Origin of the sequence: Paraburkholderia sp. 32, assembly GCF_050435345.1 — a bacterium.
Classification (GTDB): Bacteria; Pseudomonadota; Gammaproteobacteria; order Burkholderiales; family Burkholderiaceae; genus Paraburkholderia; species Paraburkholderia tuberum.
The window spans coordinates 1422396-1442471 of sequence record NZ_JBNDKD010000003.1 but is presented as its reverse complement, the minus strand read 5'-3'; the positions used below and the strand labels follow the sequence as shown (position 1 = coordinate 1442471).

Annotated in this window: 17 protein-coding genes, 1 other RNA gene and 1 pseudogene; 12 read left to right on the top strand and 7 right to left on the bottom strand. The window is 63.3% G+C overall.

Features of this window, described 5'->3' with window-relative positions; all coding sequences use genetic code 11:
- Positions 1 to 11: 11 nt before the first annotated feature.
- Both OKW26_RS29280 and OKW26_RS29275 read right to left on the bottom strand, forming a co-directional pair.
- Positions 12 to 1586: a formate dehydrogenase beta subunit gene (locus OKW26_RS29280; protein WP_429355956.1), complete on the bottom strand. Its 1575-nt coding sequence runs from the start codon at positions 1584 to 1586 to the stop codon at positions 12 to 14.
- Positions 1583 to 2068 carry an NAD(P)H-dependent oxidoreductase subunit E gene (locus OKW26_RS29275; RefSeq protein WP_429355955.1) on the bottom strand — a complete coding sequence of 162 codons (486 nt, stop codon included), beginning with the start codon at positions 2066 to 2068 and terminating at the stop codon, positions 1583 to 1585. The genes OKW26_RS29280 and OKW26_RS29275 overlap by 4 nt, the downstream gene beginning before the upstream one ends.
- Before the next feature lie 133 nt (positions 2069 to 2201).
- Here OKW26_RS29275 and OKW26_RS29270 point away from each other — a divergent pair, with 133 nt between their 5' ends.
- Both OKW26_RS29270 and OKW26_RS29265 read left to right on the top strand, forming a co-directional pair.
- Entirely contained in the window at positions 2202 to 3281 is a 1080-nt protein-coding gene (locus tag OKW26_RS29270; RefSeq protein ID WP_187614509.1) for a substrate-binding domain-containing protein, read from the top strand.
- A gap of 130 nt (positions 3282 to 3411) precedes the next feature.
- Entirely contained in the window at positions 3412 to 3678 is a 267-nt protein-coding gene (locus tag OKW26_RS29265) for a hypothetical protein (RefSeq protein ID WP_018421395.1), read from the top strand.
- A gap of 115 nt (positions 3679 to 3793) precedes the next feature.
- On the opposite strand, the pseudogene OKW26_RS29260 reads toward OKW26_RS29265, so the two are convergent.
- The 5 genes and pseudogenes from OKW26_RS29260 to ompA all read right to left on the bottom strand — a co-directional run bounded on the left by OKW26_RS29260 (position 3794) and on the right by ompA (position 7244).
- A pseudogene (locus OKW26_RS29260) lies at positions 3794 to 4161 on the bottom strand (COG4315 family predicted lipoprotein).
- Positions 4162 to 4393: 232 nt separating this feature from the next.
- Positions 4394 to 4763: a transfer-messenger RNA gene (gene ssrA / locus OKW26_RS29255) on the bottom strand.
- A gap of 144 nt (positions 4764 to 4907) precedes the next feature.
- A complete protein-coding gene (gene gph, locus OKW26_RS29250) occupies positions 4908 to 5621 on the bottom strand; it encodes a phosphoglycolate phosphatase (RefSeq protein ID WP_429355954.1) in 714 nt (237 codons plus the stop codon).
- A 41-nt stretch (positions 5622 to 5662) separates the two neighbouring features.
- Complete coding sequence (gene ubiG, locus OKW26_RS29245) at positions 5663 to 6361, bottom strand: bifunctional 2-polyprenyl-6-hydroxyphenol methylase/3-demethylubiquinol 3-O-methyltransferase UbiG (RefSeq protein WP_429355953.1); 699 nt, start codon at positions 6359 to 6361, stop codon at positions 5663 to 5665.
- A 235-nt stretch (positions 6362 to 6596) separates the two neighbouring features.
- Positions 6597 to 7244: an outer membrane protein OmpA gene (gene ompA / locus OKW26_RS29240; protein WP_090801331.1), complete on the bottom strand. Its 648-nt coding sequence runs from the start codon at positions 7242 to 7244 to the stop codon at positions 6597 to 6599.
- Between the two features lie 475 nt (positions 7245 to 7719).
- Here ompA and gyrA point away from each other — a divergent pair, with 475 nt between their 5' ends.
- From gyrA to OKW26_RS29190, 10 genes are all read left to right on the top strand, one after another.
- Positions 7720 to 10350 (top strand): DNA gyrase subunit A, encoded by a 2631-nt coding sequence (gene gyrA, locus OKW26_RS29235; protein ID WP_429355952.1) that lies wholly within the window; start codon positions 7720 to 7722, stop codon positions 10348 to 10350.
- Positions 10351 to 10474: 124 nt separating this feature from the next.
- Positions 10475 to 11080, top strand: a complete 606-nt coding sequence (locus tag OKW26_RS29230; protein ID WP_184027684.1) for a DUF2059 domain-containing protein — start codon at positions 10475 to 10477, stop codon at positions 11078 to 11080.
- A 206-nt stretch (positions 11081 to 11286) separates the two neighbouring features.
- On the top strand, positions 11287 to 12369 hold the full coding sequence (gene serC, locus OKW26_RS29225) for a 3-phosphoserine/phosphohydroxythreonine transaminase (RefSeq protein ID WP_429355951.1): 1083 nt from the start codon (positions 11287 to 11289) through the stop codon (positions 12367 to 12369).
- A 63-nt stretch (positions 12370 to 12432) separates the two neighbouring features.
- Positions 12433 to 13512 (top strand): prephenate dehydratase, encoded by a 1080-nt coding sequence (gene pheA / locus OKW26_RS29220; protein ID WP_018421374.1) that lies wholly within the window; start codon positions 12433 to 12435, stop codon positions 13510 to 13512.
- 81 nt (positions 13513 to 13593) lie between these two features.
- The gene (gene hisC / locus OKW26_RS29215; RefSeq protein WP_429355950.1) at positions 13594 to 14715 is read left to right on the top strand and encodes a histidinol-phosphate transaminase; all 1122 of its coding nucleotides are present in this window, start codon (positions 13594 to 13596) and stop codon (positions 14713 to 14715) included.
- Between the two features lie 61 nt (positions 14716 to 14776).
- On the top strand, positions 14777 to 15718 hold the full coding sequence (locus tag OKW26_RS29210) for a prephenate dehydrogenase (RefSeq protein ID WP_184028740.1): 942 nt from the start codon (positions 14777 to 14779) through the stop codon (positions 15716 to 15718).
- An 18-nt stretch (positions 15719 to 15736) separates the two neighbouring features.
- The gene (gene aroA / locus OKW26_RS29205) at positions 15737 to 17041 is read left to right on the top strand and encodes a 3-phosphoshikimate 1-carboxyvinyltransferase (RefSeq protein ID WP_262419968.1); all 1305 of its coding nucleotides are present in this window, start codon (positions 15737 to 15739) and stop codon (positions 17039 to 17041) included.
- A gap of 47 nt (positions 17042 to 17088) precedes the next feature.
- Complete coding sequence (gene cmk / locus OKW26_RS29200; protein WP_429355949.1) at positions 17089 to 17775, top strand: (d)CMP kinase; 687 nt, start codon at positions 17089 to 17091, stop codon at positions 17773 to 17775.
- 164 nt (positions 17776 to 17939) lie between these two features.
- A complete protein-coding gene (gene rpsA, locus OKW26_RS29195; protein ID WP_008921410.1) occupies positions 17940 to 19673 on the top strand; it encodes a 30S ribosomal protein S1 in 1734 nt (577 codons plus the stop codon).
- 21 nt (positions 19674 to 19694) lie between these two features.
- Positions 19695 to 20018 carry an integration host factor subunit beta gene (locus OKW26_RS29190; protein ID WP_006050255.1) on the top strand — a complete coding sequence of 108 codons (324 nt, stop codon included), beginning with the start codon at positions 19695 to 19697 and terminating at the stop codon, positions 20016 to 20018.
- Positions 20019 to 20076 lie beyond the last annotated feature (58 nt).

Sequence of the window (20076 nt, the reverse complement as noted above, 5' to 3'; positions counted from 1 at the left end):
AACTCCTGGAGTCAGGCCGCGGCCGCTTTGGTGGCGTGGTCGGCAGTGGGATCGGCGGCGAGACCGAAGTCTTCAGGGAAATGATCGAGCGCGGACAGCACCGGATACGGCGTCATGCCGCCCATCGCGCACAGCGAGCCGGCTACCATCGTGTCGCACAGATCGCGCAGCAATTGCACCTGACGCGTCGACGTGTCGCCGTTGCGAATCCGCGCGATCACCTCGACGCCGCGCGTCGAGCCGATCCGGCACGGTGTGCATTTGCCGCACGATTCGAGCGCGCAGAAGTGCATCGCGTATTGCGCGAGCTCGGCAAGATTCGAGGTGTCGTCATGCACGACGAGACCGCCGTGGCCGATCACCGCGCCGACTGCCGCATACGCCTCGTAGTCCATCGGAATGTCCCACTGGCTTGGCGGCAGATAGGTGCCGAGCGGACCGCCGACCTGCACCGCGCGCGCCGGCCGGCCGCTCGCGGTGCCGCCGCCGAAGTCGTCGAGCAGTTGGCGCAAGGTCACGCCGAACGCGAGTTCCACGAGGCCGCCTCGCTTGATGTTGCCGGCCAGTTGGAACGGCAGCGTGCCACGCGAGCGGCCCATGCCGAAGTCTTTATAGAACGCGGCGCCGCGCGCGAAGATGATCGGCACGGTGGCGAGCGTGATCGCGTTGTTGATCACGGTGGGCTGGCCATAGAGACCCACGAGTGCGGGCACCGGCGGCTTTGCGCGGACGATGCCGCGCTTGCCTTCGAGCGATTCCAGCATCGCGGTTTCCTCGCCGCACACATACGAGCCCGCGCCTTTCGCGACGAACAGCTCGAAACGCTGCCCGCTCGAGAGCACGCTGTCGCCGAGCCAGCCGGCTGTGCGCGCACGGGCGATGGCAGCTTCGAGCGTCGCGATCGAGTGCGGGTATTCGCTGCGCACATAGATGTAGCCGACGGTCGCGCCGGTCACGACGCCGGCGATGATCATGCCTTCGATGAGCACGTACGGATCGCTTTCCATCACGAGACGATCGGAGAAGGTGCCGGAATCGCCTTCGTCGGCATTGCAGACGACGTACTTCTGCGCGGCTTTCGCGCCGCGCACCGTGCGCCACTTGATGCCGGCCGGGAAGGCCGCGCCGCCGCGGCCGCGCAGACCGGATTCGATCAGCGCTTCGCAGGCGGCATCGCCGTCGGTTTGCAGGGCGTTGCGTAGGCCTTCGAGGCCGCCGTGCGCGACGTAATCGTCGATGGACAGCGGGTCGGTGATGCCGATCCGCGCGAAGGTCAGGCGCTGCTGCTTCTTCAGATACGGAATCTCGTCGACCACGCCGACGCGCCGCGCATGCTCGCCGCCGCCGACGAAGCCCGCGTCGAACAACGCGGCGACGTCTTCCACGTCGACATTCGCATAGCCGATGCGGCCTTCGGGCGTCGCAACTTCGACGAGCGGTTCGAGCCACAGCAACCCGCGCGAACCGTTGCGGATCAGTTCGATCGCAATGCCGCGGCGCGCGGCTTCGCTGGCGATGGCTTCGGCCAGCGCATCGGCGCCGAGCGCGAGCGCCGACGAATCTCGCGGAACATAGATGCGCGTCATGCCGGCACCTCCACGCATTTGCGGGCAGCGGCGAACAGCGCGTCGAATTTTTGCGGCGACATGCGCGCGTGCAGCGTGCCGTTGAGCATCATCGCCGGCGACAGCGCGCATTGGCCGAGGCAGTACACCGATTCGAGTTCCACCGTTGCGCCGTCATGGTGACCGGCGTCGAAGCGGCAACCGGTGTGCGCCTCGATGTGCTGGGCCAGCGCCTCGGTGCCCATGCTGCGGCACGCTTCGGCGCGGCAAAGCTGCACCGTGACGGGCGCGGCCGGTGAGGTGCGAAAGTGATGGTAGTAAGTGATGACGCCGTGCACTTCCGCTCGCGACAGGTTCAGCGCGCGGGCGAGCGGTCCGACCGCCGCGGGTGGCACAAAGCCGAGTTCGTCCTGGATCGCGTGCAGGATCGTGATGAGTGTGCGGCCCGGCTGTGCGTGACGTTGCACGAGCTGATCCGGCGCCGTGGCGAGAGAATCGTCCAAAGGGGGCTCCTCCAAAGCGATATATGCACTTGTTATTCATAATACGCGCACGTATGCTTCGCTTATTCGACATGGTATAGCCGAAAGATAGGCGGGCCGACCGGCGCGCGCAATAGGAAACGGTCAAACATATATGGTCAGGATCGAATGTCAGGTCGAGCTGGTGGTGAAGGGCGCGGACGGCCGCGAGGCCAGCCTGTCTGACGTGGTGCCGCTGCTCGCGCTCGTCGATGAATCTGGCAGCATTGCGCAGGCCGCGGCGCTTAAGGGTTTGTCCTATCGGCACGCATGGGGCTTGCTGCGCAGCATCGAGGAGCGGTTTGGTGGTCCTCTGATCGCGAAAGAGCGTGGGCGCGGCTCGGTGTTGTCCGAGCTCGGTCACGCGGTGCTGCGCGGGCAGCGGCTCTGCGGCGAGCGGCTCGACGGCAATTTGCAGGCGCTCGCGAGCGAAGTGGCGAGCGATCTGAACCGCTGGCTTGCGCCCCCCGCCGATGACGTGCGCATCCACGCGTCGCACGGTTACGCGGTGGCCGCGCTTGTTACGGCGCTGGTCGCCAACGATCTGCCGGTCGAGATCAAGTACCGCGACAGCGCCGAGGCGGTCAGTGCGCTCGCGCGCGGCGAGTGCGATCTGGCGGGCTTTCATCTGCCGCTCGGCGAGTTCCGCGCGGTGTGCGCCGATACCTACCGGCGCTGGCTCGATCCGCAACGCCATGTGCTCGTGCATCTGACCCGACGCAAGCAGGGTCTGTTCATCGGCAAGGGCAATCCGAAGCGGATCGGCGGGCTCGGCGATCTGGCGCGCGACGACATCCGTTTCGTCAACCGCCAGCCGGGCTCGGGTACGCGGATGGTGCTCGATCTCGCGCTGCGACAGGTCGGTGTGGACCCGGACCGCGTCAACGGCTATGCGTCGACCGAGCTGACGCACTCGGCGATCGCGGCGTTCGTCGCGAGCGGCATGGCGGACATAGGCTTCGGCGTCGAGCCGGCCGCGCATCATTTCGGGCTCGACTTCATTCCGATCGTCGACGAGGACTATTACTTCGCGTGCGATCGCGCGCACCTCTCTCGCGCGCCGCTCGCGACGGTGATCAACCTGTTGCGCGGCAGCGCGTTTCATCAACGCGTCGAGCAGCTCGCCGGCTACGATCCGTGCGACTGCGGCAGGCTCGTCGATCTGGACGAGGGGCTCGGCGGCGCGCTCGCGTAACGGCGGAGTAAGAGCCTGTAACCAGAAAAGCGGTGGCGCTCGGCGTGCGCGGCTGCGCAGCGCGCCGGTTTCGGCTACTCTCTTGGCTTCGTATCCGCCTCTACCGCGCGCCAAGCCGCGCTGAACCGACATGAAAGCTCTTCTCCATGCATGTGCCGCCGCTGCCGCGGCTGGTGTGCTCTGTGCCACCGTCTCCGTCGCTTACGCGCAAAATTCGCCTGGCGTGCCGGGTGGCATCCTGACCGACGAATTCCGCATTAACGAGCATCCGCAGATGCCATTCGCCGCGTCCGCCCCGTCGGACAAGTATCAGCACGGCCGACGTTCGCAAGCGCGCAAGCGCGGCGACATGGGAGACCCGAATGGCTGCAATCTGCAGTGCCCGAAAGACGAATAAGAATTGGCTCGGGCTTCGCTCGAGCTTCGAGGTTTGACGTAACGCCGGCCCTTGGGTCGGCGTTGTGCTTTGTGGCGGGGGCGATGGCGGCCCAGTTGCCGGCCGGAGTGGCTTCTTATGGCCTGGCGATGTGCCAGATTTCCTTGAAGCCGTCCCCCTTTGCATCGCCCGCCTGCTTGTCGGTCGCATAGTGATACAGCGGATGGTCCTTGTACGTCCATTGTTGCTTACCGTCTGCGCTCGGGATCAGCGTCCAGTCGCCAGACGGCTTGTCGGTCGGCGCCGCCGTGGCCGCCGGCCAGTTGCTCATGCAGCGCCGGTGCAGGCGCTGACGCCGGGCGTGGTGTCCTTGTCGAACGTGTAGAGCGTCATGCCGTCAGCGGTGACGAAGCGGCCGTCGGACAGTTTGGGCGGATCGGCGAAGGCACCGGCGTGTAGCACGGCGAGTGCGAGCGGGGCCAGCAGAGCGATGGTCTTGCGCATGACGCAGGCTCCTGTTTTGGCGACGTGGTTGACGAGTGACGATTCGCTTCGAGCTACGAGTATAGGCAGCGGCCGCGGATTTACCGGGGCGTGTTGTGCGTCCCCGCTGAGTGAAGGGGAGACGTGTGGCCGGCCCGCAAAGCGTCGCGGACGGTGCCGAAAATAAAAAACCCCGGCAGCGTTACGCTACCGGGGTTTTTTGGGGCCGTTCATCGCGAACGTTCCAGGTATTTGGTGGAGGCGGCGGGAATCGAACCCGCGTCCAGAAGTCCTCTACGACCAGTTCTACATGTTTAGTTCTGTCTTTTGATTTAACCGGAGCGACGCGGACGAACACGCTGCGCTACGGCGATTCACTAAATTTTCGACCCGGACGTCGTGACGCCGCCAAGGCTTAACTGACGTATATGACCTCTGTCGGTATTGCTACCGGTCTTGCGACACTAGCCCGTCAGTGAACTAGGCAGAGGACGGCGGCCCTTAGGCTGCCAGTGCGAACGTATCGTCGTTTGCAGTTACGTTTTTCCCATTGATTAACGAGGTGACGGGTCCTCGACATGCCCTAGCCGCTTCGCAACCCCTGTCGAAACCAGGTCGCCCCCGCGGTTCGTTGCTCACATATGTGAGCCAAAGGAGATTTTACAATAGATCGAGGGCCGCGTCGTGCGTCTTTGGTGGCCGCTGAATGGTGCAGCATGGTTAACAAGAGTGCGGGACGGGACCTTCAGCCGATCTGTCTGACTTTGTCAGCCGATGTCGCGCAGCAGGGTTTGCAACTCGGCCGTCGATTCGACGACGTGTTGCGCGTGCCACCGTGTCGGCGGAATGTCGTTGCCGCAATAGCCGTACGCCGCGGCGACGGTCTTCATGCCGGCGGCAAAACCGGCCTGCACGTCGCGCAGATCGTCGCCGATATAGACGACGCGCTCCGGCGCGATGTCCAGCTCACGCGCCGCGTGCAGCAACGGCGCGGGGTGCGGCTTCGAATGCGGGGTCGTGTCGCCGCTCACCACGCAGCCGGCGCGCTCCTCGAGCCCGAGTTGCGCGACGAGCGGCTCCGTGAGCCGCGCGACCTTGTTCGTGACGATGCCCCAGCGCACGCCGCGCGCGTCGAGTTCGTCGAGCACTTCCGCGATACCCGGAAAGAGCGTCGTCTCGATGCACAGATCTGCTTCGTAGTTCGCGAGAAACTCCTCGCGCATCGATGAGAATTCGTGATGATCGGGCCCGATGCCGAACGCCCCGCAGATCAGTCCGCGCGCTCCGGCTGAAGCCAGCGGGCGCAGCTTCTCGAGCGGCACCATCTCGAGCCCCCGGTCGTGGCGCATCTTGTTGACGGCGGCCGCGAGGTCGGGCGCCGTGTCGGCAAGCGTGCCGTCGAGGTCGAAAAGCACGGCGAGGCAAAAGCCGAGCGTGTCGTCGTTGTGTTCGCGTTGCGGCAGGGGAGTCGGGTCGCTCATTGTTCGTTTCGGATACGGCGGATCGGGGCGGTTCGGGCAATTCAGGCGTCGCGGCGACAGGCGAGCATATAGTTGACGCCCGTGTCGGACGACAGCGCGAAAAGCTTGCTGAGCGGGTTGTACACGATGCCCTTGATGTCCGCCGTGCGCAGCTCGGCGGCGCGCACGAAGCCGGCGAGCTCCGACGGGCGGATGAAGCGCGCGTAGTCGTGCGTGCCCATCGGCAGCATTCGCGCGATGTACTCGGCGCCGATCACCGCGAACAGATACGACTTGACATTGCGGTTCAGCGTGGAGAAAAACACCCAGCCGCCCGGCTTCACGAGATTCTTGCAGGCCTCGACGATCGCGGCCGGCCTGGGCACGTGCTCGAGCATTTCCATGCAGGTGATCACGTCATAGGTGCCCGGTTCGCGTGCGGCCAGCGCCTCAGCCGCGATTTCTTCGTAATCGACGGTTACACCGCTTTCAAGACTGTGAAGATCGGCGACACCGAGTGCCTGCGTCGACAGATCGATGCCCTTCACATGAGCGCCCAAACCTGCCATCGATTCCGACAGGATGCCGCCGCCGCAGCCGATATCGAGCACCTTTTTGCCGGCGAGATGGGCGTGGGTGTCGATCCAGCTTAGACGAATCGGATTCAGTTCGTGCAGCGGCTTGAATTCGGCGTTCGGGTCCCACCAACGATGCGCGAGGTCGCTGAATTTCTGTAGTTCGTGAGGATCGGCGTTGGTCATGGTGAAGGCTGCCTCGATGAAAGCGGTGAGCGGACGCTCGAGGATAAACCCTGAGTATATAGGGCGAGAGAAAGAGCGGCAAAAGCGCGTCGGGTAGCGGGCGCTGATGCAAGCTGCGAGCCGCTGGTAGCTGAGCGGGACCCTCCTGCGTCGCGCATCACGCCAGGCCGCGGTACCCGCGCATAAAAAAAGCCCCGCCGAAGCGGGGCTTTCGATACTGCGGTAATTTTCCAGCTTACTGCTTCGGCGTACCGACAACTTCGACTTCCACGCGGCGGTCCGGTGCGAGGCAGGCGATGAGTTGCTTGCGGTTCTTCTGGTTGCAACCGGTGGTAACCGGGTTGCGCGGACCCTTGCCTTCCGTGTAGATACGGTTGGCTTCGACGCCCTTGCTGACCAGGAAGGCCTTCACAGCTTGAGCACGACGCAGCGACAGACGGTCGTTGTAGGCGACGGAACCGATACGGTCGGTGTGGCCCGTAGCGACGACGACTTCGAGGTTGATGCCCTGGATCTTCGATGCCAGTTCGCTCAGACGTTCCTTGCCGGCCGGCTTCAGGATTGCCTTGTCGAAGTCGAACAGCGCATCAGCTTGATACGTAATCTTTTCGCTGGAGATAGCCGGAGGCGGAGGGACCGGTGCCGGCGGGGTCGGAGCCTGAGCAACCAGAGCGCCGTCGCACTTGGCGTTAGCCGTTGCGGGCGTCCAGAATGCATCGCGCCAGCAAAGCTCGTTCGTGCCGTTCATCCACACGTATTCGCCAGTACCATTCACCCAGTTGTCGTTGGTAGCTTGTCGCGACGCCGGCACCGACTGCGCCATGGCGGATGCAGCCATAACTGCGGTAGCTGCAATGAACGCGAGCTTTGAAAGTTTATTCATATTTCTCCTCTCGAAATTGAGATTACCGCAGGTTTACTGCGAGCCTGTTGACGAAGACCAGTCATACATTGCTCGAAGTATAACATTGGTGCGGAACAAAAACCGTTTGTGTAGACTTCGAGCAGTGTCTGACTCTTTGTGCGTTGGCATTTTGCCATATCGTTCCCTTCCGACGAAAAAAAAATCCGCCCCCGATCAAATCCCCCTCCAATTGTGGTGCATGCGCAACAAATGTTTTCGTCTGAGCGGTCCGCCGGCTCTGGCTGAGCGGCGGATTGGTCCCACGCAGGAATCGAGCCTGACGAGACTGAAATTGTGCGATCGGCGAGGTGTTGGCGGGTGCCCCTCTAATATGTATACGTACCTTCGTCGGGCGTGGATTCGTGGCATGTTAGAATCGCGTGATGCGTTGCGCCTGCAATGCTTACGCGAAGACGCGGCGAAACCCCGCCTTCGCACGTAAAAGATACGGATAATGGATCAATTCGCCAAAGAGACTCTGCCAATCTCCCTTGAGGAGGAAATGCGCCGTTCGTATCTCGATTACGCGATGAGCGTGATCGTAGGGCGAGCGCTTCCCGATGTCCGCGATGGCCTGAAGCCGGTGCACCGGCGCGTGCTGTTCGCGATGCACGAGCTGAACAACGACTGGAACCGCGCCTACAAGAAGTCGGCGCGTATCGTCGGCGACGTCATCGGTAAATACCATCCGCACGGCGACACCGCTGTCTACGACACGATCGTACGGATGGCGCAGGACTTCTCGCTGCGCTACATGCTCGTCGACGGCCAGGGGAACTTCGGTTCCGTCGACGGCGACAATGCCGCGGCGATGCGTTACACCGAAATCCGCATGGCGAAGATCGGCCACGAACTGCTGGCCGACATCGACAAGGAAACGGTCGACTTCGCGCCGAACTACGACGGCAGCGAGAACGAGCCGGCCATCCTGCCCGCGCGCATCCCTAATCTGCTGATCAATGGCTCGTCCGGCATCGCGGTCGGCATGGCGACCAATATCCCGCCGCACAACCTCAATGAAGTCGTCGACGCGTGTCAGCATCTGCTGAAAAACGCGGAAGCGACGATCGACGAGCTGATCGAGATCATCCCCGCGCCCGACTTCCCGACCGCCGGCATCATCTACGGCGTGGCCGGCGTGCGCGACGGCTATCGCACCGGCCGCGGCCGCGTCGTGATGCGCGCGCTGACGCACTTCGAGGAAATCGACCGTGGCCAGCGCATGGCGATCATTGTCGACGAGCTGCCCTATCAGGTGAACAAGCGCTCGCTGCTCGAGCGCATCGCCGAGCTCGTCAACGAGAAGAAGCTCGAAGGCATTTCCGACATCCGCGACGAATCCGACAAGAGCGGCATGCGCGTCGTGATCGAGCTGAAGCGCGGCGAAGTGCCCGAGGTCGTGCTGAACAATCTGTACAAGGCGACCCAGCTTCAGGACACGTTCGGTATGAACATGGTCGCGCTCGTCGACGGCCAGCCGAAGCTCCTGAATCTGAAGGAAATGCTGACGTGCTTCCTGTCGCATCGCCGGGAAGTGCTGACGCGGCGCACCGTCTACGAACTGCGCAAGGCGCGCGAACGTGGTCACGTGCTCGAAGGTCTCGCGGTTGCGCTCGCGAACATCGACGAATTCATCGCGCTCATCAAGGCCGCGCCGACACCGCCGATCGCCAAGCAGGAGCTGATGTCGCGCGCGTGGGATTCGTCGCTCGTGCGCGAAATGCTGTCACGCGCCGAGTCGGAAAACGCGTCGGCGGGCGGTCGCGAAGCTTATCGTCCGGAGGGACTGAACCCGTCGTTCGGCATGCAGACCGACGGCCTTTACCGTCTGTCCGATACGCAGGCGCAGGAAATCCTGCAGATGCGCCTGCAGCGACTGACCGGCCTCGAGCAAGACAAGATCATCGGCGAATACCGCGACGTGATGGCGCAGATCGCTGACCTGCTGGACATTCTGGCTCGCCCGGAACGCATTTCGGCGATCATCGTCGACGAACTCGCGTCCATCAAGGCCGAATTCGGCGATGCGCGTCGCTCGAAGATCGAGTTGAACGCGACCGAGCTGAACACCGAAGACCTGATCACGCCGCAGGAAATGGTCGTGACGATGTCGCACGCGGGCTACGTGAAATCGCAACCGTTGTCCGAATATCGAGCCCAGAAGCGCGGTGGTCGTGGCAAGCAGGCCACTTCCATGAAGGAAGACGACTGGATCGACACGCTGTTCATTGCCAATACGCACGACCACATCCTGTGCTTCTCGAACCGCGGCCGTGTGTACTGGGTCAAGGTCTACGAAGTGCCGCAGGGTTCGCGCAATTCGCGCGGCCGGCCGATCGTCAATATGTTCCCGCTGCAAGAAGGCGAAAAGATCACGGTCGTGCTGCCGGTCAAGGAGTTCTCGGCCGACAAGTTCGTGTTCATGGCGACCGCGTTGGGAACGGTAAAAAAGACGCCGCTGGAAGCATTTAGCCGGCCGTTGCGCAAGGGTATTATTGCGGTCGGTCTCGATGAGGGCGATTACCTGATCGGCGCCGCGATCACCGACGGCCAGCACGACGTGATGCTGTTCTCGGATTCGGGCAAGGCAGTGCGTTTCGACGAAAACGACGTACGTCCGATGGGCCGCGAGGCGCGCGGCGTGCGCGGCATGCAACTCGAGGACGGCCAGAACGTGATCGCGTTGCTGGTGGCCGACGACGAGCAGCAGTCGGTGCTCACCGCAACCGAGAACGGCTACGGCAAGCGCACCCCAATCACCGAGTACACGCGTCACGGCCGCGGCACGAAGGGCATGATCGCAATCCAGACGTCGGAGCGTAACGGCAAGGTCGTTGCCGCGACGCTGGTGGACCCGGAAGCGCAGATCATGCTGATTACCACGACGGGCGTGCTGATTCGCACGCGCGTGTCGGAAATTCGCGAAATGGGACGCGCAACGCAAGGTGTTACACTCATCAGCCTTGACGAAGGGACCAAGCTGTCCGGTCTGCAACAGGTAGCGGAGGCCGAGGGCGAGTCGGAAAGCGATTCCGACGGCTCCGCTGAAGGTGATAACGGCGGTGAGGGCGGCGGCGCGGCTTGATCCGTGCCAGCGGCTTTCAGTCTCAGTTAATACGTTGAAGCTACGCTGCGGGTCACCGCGTATCGGGCCGGTACGCTTTCCCGTGTGGCGTGCAGTTCAAGTTAATTTCTCTTAGGGAGTAGTGATGCAAAAACGATTCAAACAACTGATGTTGCTGGCTGCCATCGTGCCGACCTTCGCCATGGCTCAAGCGCTGCAGAACCAGGCGCCTGCGGCTCCGGCTGCCGCAGCAGCACCGGTTGATCCGGCCAAGCAAGCTGCCATCAAGGAGCTGCTCGACGCCATCGATGCGCAGAAGCTGGTTGGCGCAATCGGCAACAGCGCGCAGATGCAGGCCAAGCAGCTCGTTCCGGCAATCCTGTCGGACGCGCTGACCGAGAACAAGACGATGACGGACAAGCAGAAGCAGGCCGCCGTGCCGACGCTGCAAAAGAACGCGGTACCGAAGCTGGTGGACAGCGCGGGCCAGGTGTTCGCGACCGACTCTTTCCGTCAGGACGCGATGCAATCTCAGTACGACGCGTACGCGAAGTACTACAGCACGTCGGAAATCAAGGATCTGACCACGTTCTACAAGAGCCCGACCGGTCGCAAGTTCATCCAGGTGCAAGACCAGGTTGGTCGCGACGTCGTGAACGGTCTGATGCAGAAGTACATGCCGGAATCGATCAAGGCAACGCGTGACCAGGCCGACAAGGAAGTCGCATCGGTCAAGCCGGCTGCCAAGTAAATTCCGCGCGCAGGCTGCGCTGATCAGCCTGCCTGTCGTCGCGCCCGCAGGGCCACCCGGCGTGGCGGGTTGGCGGCGACAATGCGATAATGGTCGTTTGCGCACTGGCGCAGACGGCCATTTTCTTTTTCGGCGAGCCATTTCGCAGTTCTTTTCGCCGATTCCCGCGCGACTTCGTTATTTCGCGCCCGCTTCCAGGACCTCACATGCGCGTCTTTAATTTCTCCGCCGGCCCGGCGGCCATGCCCGAAGAAGTGCTGCGCCAGGCAGCCGACGAGATGCTGAATTGGCAAGGCAGTGGTATGAGCGTGATGGAAATGAGCCATCGCGGCAAGGAATTCATGTTGATCCACGAGGAAGCGCTGACCGATCTGCGCGAGTTGCTGCAGGTGCCGGCAAGCCACCGCATCCTGTTTCTGCAGGGCGGCGGACTCGGCGAAAACGCGATCGTGCCGATGAACCTGCTCGGCTCGAAACCGCGCGCGGATTTCGTCATCACCGGCTCGTGGTCGCAGAAATCGTTCAAGGAAGCGCAGAAATACGGCAGCGTGCATCTCGCCGCGACCGGCAAGACAGCCGAGGGCTTCACCCGCGCGCCGGCGCGCTCGGAATGGCAACTGTCGGACGATCCGGCTTACGTGCACTTGTGCACCAACGAGACCATTCACGGCGTCGAAACCTTCGAGATTCCCGACCTCGGCGATACTCCGCTCGTCGCGGACGCGTCGTCGCATATCCTGTCGCGCCCGATGGACATCGCCAAATACGGCGTGCTATTCGGCGGTGCGCAGAAGAACATCGGCATGGCCGGCGTGACGGTCGTGATCGTGCGTGAGGACATGCTCGATCGCGCGATGCCGATCTGCCCGTCGGCGTTCGAATGGAAGACCGTCGCCGAGAACAATTCGATGTACAACACTCCGCCCACCTACGCGATCTATATCGCCGGGCTCGTGTTCAAGTGGTTGAAGAAGCAGGGCGGCCTCCTGGCGATGGAGGCACGCAACCTCGAAAAATCGAAGCTGCTGTACGACACGATCGACTCGAGCAGCTTCTATCTGAACAAGGTCGAGCGTGGCTCGCGCTCCCGGATGAACGTACCGTTCTTTCTCGTCGACGAGTCGCGCAACGAAGATTTCCTGTCCGGCGCGAAAGCGCGGGGATTGGTACAGCTAAAGGGCCACAAGTCCGTCGGCGGCATGCGGGCGTCGATTTATAACGCCGTCCCGCTCGAAGGCGTCAAAGCGCTTGTCGAATACATGAAGGAATTCGAACAGCGCAGTGCCTGAGTCACACTGACCGGCAGGCGTGCGCATCTTTTCCAGCATTTACCCGGCAAAGCCGTTTTACGCATGGACGACGAACTCAATACACGACTCAAACCTCTGCGCGATCGCATCGACGCGCTCGACGCGCAGTTGATCGCGCTCCTGAACCAGCGCGCGTCGGTCGCGCTCGAAGTCGGGGAGGTCAAGAAGCATTTCAACGCACCGGTGTTCCGACCCGAGCGCGAGATGCAGGTGATCGCGCGCCTGCAGGAGATGAGCGCGGGGCCGCTTGCGGACGAACACATCAGCGCGATCTGGCGCGAGATCATGGCCGCAAGCCGCGCGCTCGAAAAGACCATCAAGGCCGCGTACCTCGGGCCCGTCGGCACCTATAGCGAACAGGCGATGCATGAGTACTTCGGTCAGTCGATCGAAGGGCTGCCGTGCCCGTCGATCGATGAAGTGTTCCGCTCGGTCGAGGCGGGCGCCGCCGACTACGGCGTCGTGCCGGTCGAGAATTCGACCGAAGGCGCGGTGTCGCGCACGCTGGATCTGCTGCTGCAAACGCAGCTGACCATCGGCGGCGAACTCGCATTGCCGATTCATCACAACCTGCTCACGCAAAACGGGCTCGCCGGCGTCACGCGCGTGTGCGCGCACGCCCAGGCGCTCGCGCAGTGCCAGCGCTGGCTGTCGACCAACGCGCCGCATCTCGAGCGCCAGGCGGTGTCGAGCAACGCGGAAGCTGCACGGATGGCAGCCGAAGATCCGACCGTCGCGGCCATCGCCGGCGACCGCGCCGCGATCCACTACGGCCTGCAGGTCACCAACGCGCTGATCCAGGACGATCCGCACAACCGCACACGCTTCGTGATGATCGGCAAGCAGCCGACCGGTCCGAGCGGCTACGACCAGACCTCGCTGATTGTGTCGGTCGTGAACGAACCGGGTGCGATGGTCAAGCTGCTCGAGCCGCTGGCGCGCCACGGCGTGTCGATGACGCGTTTCGAATCGCGCCCGGCGCGCGTCGGCACGTGGGAGTACTACTTCTATATCGATGTCGAAGGCCATCGCGACGACCCGGCCGTGGCCGCCGCGCTCGCCGGGCTCGGCGAGAAGGCCGCGTTCCTGAAAATACTCGGCTCGTATCCGCGCGCCCGGTAAGGGCTGGCAGCGCAGTCCGGGCGGCGCCAAGTGCACTGCCCGAACGCATATTTCACTATCCATCGTCGTTCGGAGATTTTCATGACAGCGTCTTTCGGCCCTTCCTATGTGCGTGCGATCGCGCCGTACATCGCCGGCAAGCCGATTTCGGAATTGGCCCGCGAGTTTGGTCTCGACGAGGCGAGCATCGTGAAGCTGGCATCGAACGAGAATCCGCTCGGCATGCCGGAATCCGCGCAGCGCGCGATGGCGCAGGCGATCGCCGACCTCGGCCGCTATCCGGACTCGAACGGTTTCGAACTGAAGGCGGCGCTCGCCGCGCGCTACGGCGTGCCGGCCGAGTGGATCACGCTCGGCAACGGCAGCAATGACATCCTCGAACTCGCCGCGCACGCGTTCGTCGAGAAGGGCCAGGCGGTAGTGTTCTCGGAGTATTCGTTCGCGGTCTATGCGCTCGCAACGCAAGGCGTCGGCGCGCGCGCGATCGTCGTGCCGGCCGTGCACTATGGTCACGACCTCGACGCGATGCTTGCCGCGATCGACGACGACACGCGTCTCGTGTTCGTCGCCAATCCGAACAATCCGACCGGTACGTTCGTCGACGGTCCGACGCTCGAGGCGTTTCTCGGCAAAGTGCCGCGCCATGTGGTCGTCGTGCTCGACGAGGCGTACACCGAGTATCTGTCGGCGGACAAGCGCTATGACTCGATCGACTGGGTGCGCCGCTATCCGAACCTGCTGGTGTCGCGTACTTTCTCGAAGGCGTTCGGCCTGGCGGGCCTGCGTATCGGCTTCGCGATCGCGCAACCCGGCTTGACCGATCTGCTGAATCGACTGCGTCAGCCGTTTAACGTCAATACGCTCGCGCAGGCCGCGGCGATTGCGGCACTGAACGACAGCGCATTTCTGGAAAAGAGCGCGGCGCTGAACGCGCAGGGCTATAAGCTTCTGACCGAGGCGGTCGACAAGCTCGGTCTCGAATATGTGCCATCCGAAGGTAACTTCGTGCTCGTGCGCGTCGGCGGTGACGACGAAGCCGGCGCCCGGGTGAATCTCGCGCTGCTGAAACAGGCTGTGATCGTGCGACCGGTCGGCAACTACGGTTTGCCGCAATGGCTACGCATCACGATCGGCCTGCCGGAGGAAAACGGAGCGTTCCTCGCGGCGCTCGAAAAGACGCTTGCCGAGCCTGCCGCTGCGTAAGCATTGCTCCTTGATCCCGCGCGTCGGCCGGCAGGAGCGGCGCGCTTATTGTCCGTATTGTGTGAGCGACGTGGCCGCGTTTTCTTTTAACAAGCTGGTGATTTTCGGTGTCGGCCTGATCGGCGGATCGCTCGCGCGCGCGTTGCGTGAACGCGGCGAGGCCGGCGGGGCACGCACGGTGGTTGGGGTGGGACGGACGTCCGCGTCGAGCGAGCGCGCCTTGGCGCTCGGGGTGATCGACGGCGCCGCGGCGCTCACCGACGACGCCGCGCTGCGCGACGCGCTAGCGGGCGCGGACTTCGTGCTGCTCGCGGCGCCGGTCGCGCAGACACAGCCGCTGCTCGAACGCATCGCGCTGCATCTCGACGCCAACACGATCGTCACCGATGCGGGCAGCACCAAGTCCGACGTGGTCGCCGCCGCGCGCGCGGCGCTCGGTGCACGGATCGGCCAGTTCGTGCCGGGCCATCCGATCGCCGGCCGCGAGTCGAGCGGCGTCGACGCCGCGTTGCCCGATCTGTACGTGAACCGCAACGTCGTGCTGTGCCCGCTGCCGGAGAACGCGCCGGAAGCGGTCGAGCGCGTCGCGGCGATGTGGCGCGCCACCGGCGCCTTGGTGCGAGACATGACGCCGCAGCAGCACGACCGCGTGTTCGCGTCGGTCAGTCATCTACCGCACGTGCTGTCGTTCGCGCTCGTCGAACAGATCCTCAGTTCGCCCGACGCCGCTTTGAAGTTTTCGTTCGCGGCGGGCGGATTCCGCGACTTCACGCGCATCGCCGCGTCGAGTCCGGAGATGTGGCGCGACGTCTGCGTCGCCAATCGCGCGGCGCTGCTCGACGAACTCGACGCGTATACCGCGGTGCTCGCGCGCCTGCGCACGGCGATCGAGGCCGGCGACGGCGCCGCGCTCGAAGCGGTGTTCGCGCGCTCGCGCGTCGCGCGCAGTCAGTGGCAGGAGCAGCGCGCGGCTGGCGTGGCCGCCAGCGACGCGTCCAAATAACCGGAAACTGGACACATCATGGAATTCCTCGATCTCGGACCTTTTTCCCGTGCGTCCGGCACGATTCGTCTGCCCGGCTCGAAGAGCATCTCGAACCGCGTGCTGCTGCTCGCCGCGCTCGCCGAAGGCGAGACGACGATCACGAACCTGCTCGATTCCGATGACACCCGCGTGATGCTCGCCGCGCTCGAAAAGCTTGGCGTACGTCTGAAGCGCGACGGTGACACCTGCGTCGTGACCGGCACGCGCGGCGCGTTCACCGCGCGAACGGCCGACCTGTTCCTCGGCAACGCGGGTACGGCGGTGCGTCCGCTGACCGCGGCCCTCTCCGTGAACGGCGGCGACTACCGGATCCACGGCGTGCCGCGCATGCACGAGCGGCCGATCGGCGATCTCGTCGACGGCCTGCGCCAGATCGGCGCGAAGATCGACTACGAACAGAACGAAGGCTATCCGCCGCTACGCATCCGTCCCGCCCAGATCACGGCCGACGCGCCGATCCGCGTGCGCGGCGACGTGTCGAGCCAGTTTCTGACCTCGCTGCTGATGACGCTGCCGCTCTTGCGCACCGCGAGCGGCGTCACCACCGTGCAGGTCGACGGCGAGCTGATCTCGAAGCCGTACATCGAGATCACGATCAAGCTGATGGCGCGCTTCGGCATCGACGTCGAGCGTCACGGCTGGCACCAGTTCGTGGTGCCGGCCGGGCAGCGTTATCAGTCGCCAGGCGCGATCATGGTGGAAGGGGATGCGTCGTCGGCGTCGTATTTCCTCGCCGCGGGAGCGCTCGGCGGCGGCCCGCTGAGAGTGGAAGGTGTGGGCCGCGCGAGCATCCAGGGCGACGTCGGCTTTGCCGATGCGCTGATCAGGATGGGCGCGAACCTGCAGATGGGCGAGGACTGGATCGAAGTGCGCGGCGTCGGCAACGACCATGGCAAGCTCGATCCGATCGACATGGACTTCAACCTGATCCCCGACGCGGCGATGACGATCGCGGTCGCCGCGCTGTTCGCGGACGGCACGACCACGCTGCGCAACATCGCAAGCTGGCGCGTCAAGGAAACCGACCGCATCGCCGCGATGGCGACCGAGCTGCGCAAGGTCGGCGCGAAGGTGCAGGAGGGCGAGGATTTCCTCGTCGTCACGCCGCCCGAAAAGCTCATCCCGAATGCCGCGATCGACACCTACGACGACCACCGTATGGCGATGTGCTTCTCGCTCGTGAGCTTGGGCGGTGTGCCGATCCGCATCAACGACCCGAGGTGCGTCGGCAAGACGTTCCCGGATTATTTCGAGCGCTTCACGGCGCTCGCGCAACCCTGATGCAATCCAGATTCGCGTGCGAATCGCCCGATGTGCGACATTTTTAGATGAAACCGATCCGTCCCTTTCACCAGACGCCCGTCATTACGATCGACGGCCCCAGCGCCTCCGGCAAAGGCACTGTGGCCGCGATGGTGGCCGCCAACCTCGGCTTTCACCTGCTCGACAGCGGCGCGCTCTACCGGCTCGCGGCACTCGCGAGCCTGCGCTACGGCGTCGCGGCGGACGACGTCGACGCACTTGTCAAACTGATCGACGACCTCCATATCACGTTTCGCGAGGGGCTCGCGCAGCTCGACGGCGTCGATGTATCGACCGAAATTCGTGCGGAGGAAGTGGGCAGCCGCGCCTCGGCGATCGCCGTTCACGGGCCGGTGCGAACCGCGCTGGTGGCGCGTCAGCGGGCGTTTCGCAAGGAGCCGGGGCTCGTCGCCGACGGGCGCGACATGGGCACCGTGATCTTTCAGGATGCCGTGCTGAAGGTGTTCATGACGGCGAGCGTGGAGGCCCGCGCGACGCGCCGGCATAAGCAATTGATCCAAAAAGGATTTTCTGCTAATATAGATGACTTGCTCCGGGATTTGCGTGAGCGCGACGAGCGTGACAGTCAGCGCGCGGCCGCGCCGCTCAAGCCCGCGGCGGATGCAAAACTGCTTGATACCTCCGCATTGTCGGTCGACCAGGCGGTCGAGCAGGTGGTGCAATGGTATGAAGCGCTGGTCCCGCATGCGTAACTGAAACGGTCATGCGGTAGTGGCCAGACAGCGGCAGTCCTGTTGTTGGTAGGTGCTTCGCGATGGTCGCGAAGCGTTGTTTTTTTAACCCTTTAACCCCGCGTGGCGTTCGCGTATTTGCCGCAGTTGCTGACCAGTCCGGTGAGCCAGGCGTTGCGAAGACCATGCAAACTCTGATTTTTATGTCCGACCTGCAAACCTCTACCCCGAATACCGAATCTTTTGCGGCTCTGTTCGAAGAGTCGCTGACCAAGCAGGACATGCGCGCTGGCGAAGTGATCTCCGCGGAAGTCGTGCGTGTCGACCACAACTTCGTGGTCGTGAATGCTGGTCTGAAGTCCGAAGCCTACATCCCGCTCGAAGAGTTCCTGAACGACGCGGGCGAGGTAGAAGTGCAGGCGGGCGACTTCGTTTCCGTCGCGATCGACGCGCTGGAAAACGGCTATGGCGACACCATCCTGTCGCGTGACAAGGCGAAGCGTCTGGCTTCGTGGCTGTCGCTGGAAAAGGCGCTGGACAACAACGAACTCGTAACCGGCACGATCACGGGCAAGGTCAAGGGTGGTATGACCGTGATGGTCAACGGCATCCGCGCGTTCCTGCCGGGTTCGCTGGTTGATACGCGTCCGGTCAAGGACACCACCCCGTACGAAGGCAAGACGCTCGAATTCCGCGTCATCAAGCTCGACCGCAAGCGTAACAACGTCGTGCTGTCGCGCCGCGCTGTCATCGAGGCAACGCAAGGCGAAGAGCGCGCGAAGCTGCTCGAAACGCTGAAGGAAGGCGCGATCGTCGAAGGCGTGGTCAAGAACATCACCGACTACGGCGCGTTCGTGGACCTCGGCGGTATCGACGGCCTGCTGCACATCACGGACATCGCATGGCGTCGTGTGCGTCACCCGAGCGAAGTTCTGTCGGTTGGCCAGGAAGTCACCGCGAAGATCCTCAAGTTCGACCAGGAAAAGAACCGCGTTTCGCTCGGTATCAAGCAACTGGGCGACGATCCGTGGGAAGGCATCTCGCGCCGTTACCCGTCGGGCACGCGTCTGTTCGGTAAGGTCACCAACATCACCGACTACGGCGCATTCGTCGAAGTGGAATCGGGCATCGAAGGCCTCGTCCACGTGTCGGAAATGGACTGGACCAACAAGAACGTTGCTCCGTCGAAGGTTGTCCAATTGGGCGACGAAGTCGAAGTCATGGTTCTCGAAATCGACGAAGACCGCCGTCGTATCAGCCTCGGCATGAAGCAGTGCAAGCCGAACCCGTGGGACGACTTCAGCCGCAACTTCAAGAAGGGCGACAAGATCAGCGGCGCCATCAAGTCGATCACCGACTTCGGCGTGTTCATCGGTCTGCCGGGCGGCATCGACGGTCTGGTTCACCTGTCGGATCTGTCGTGGAGCGAAACCGGCGAGGAAGCCGTTCGCAAGTACAAGAAGGGCGACGAAGTGGAAGCGATCGTTCTCGGCATCGACGTCGAGAAGGAACGTATTTCGCTGGGTATCAAGCAGCTCGAAGGCGACCCGTTCAGCAACTACGTTGCAATGAACGACAAGGGTTCGGTCGTCGACGGTACTGTCAAGTCGGTGGACGCGAAGGGTGCTGTGGTCCAGCTGTCGGGTGAAGTCGAAGGCTACCTGCGTGCTTCGGAAATCGCCCAGGACCGCGTGGAAGACGCTCGCAACGTGCTGAAGGAAGGCGACAAGGTCAACGCGATGATCATCAACATCGATCGCAAGTCGCGTGGCATCAACCTGTCGATCAAGGCGAAGGATTCGGCTGAGCAGCAGGAAGCCATCCGCGGTCTCGCTGCTTCGGATTCGAGCGCAGCCGCTACCGGCACGACGAACCTCGGCGCGCTGCTGAAGGCCAAGCTCGACGGCCAGAACCAGTAAGCCTGAGAGGTCTGCTGCAGTATGACCAAATCGGAATTGGTCGCCCAGCTGGCTACGCGGTTTCCGCAACTTGTTCTCAAGGATGCGGATTTCGCGGTGAAGACGATGCTCGATGCGATGTCGGAGGCACTTGCCAAAGGTCATCGCATCGAAATTCGAGGCTTCGGCAGTTTCGGGCTCAACCGCCGTCCCTCCCGCGTTGGACGCAATCCGAAGTCGGGCGAGAAGGTGCTGGTACCTGAGAAGTACGTACCGCACTTCAAGCCAGGCAAGGAATTGCGCGAGCGGGTGGATCGTCGCGCGGGCGAGCCGCTGAAGGCCGAAGAGCCGGATGACGACCTTTAATGACTCCGCTGTGCGTCTTGCAGCGTGGCATAGCTAGCGTCAGCGGCCAAAGCCAGTC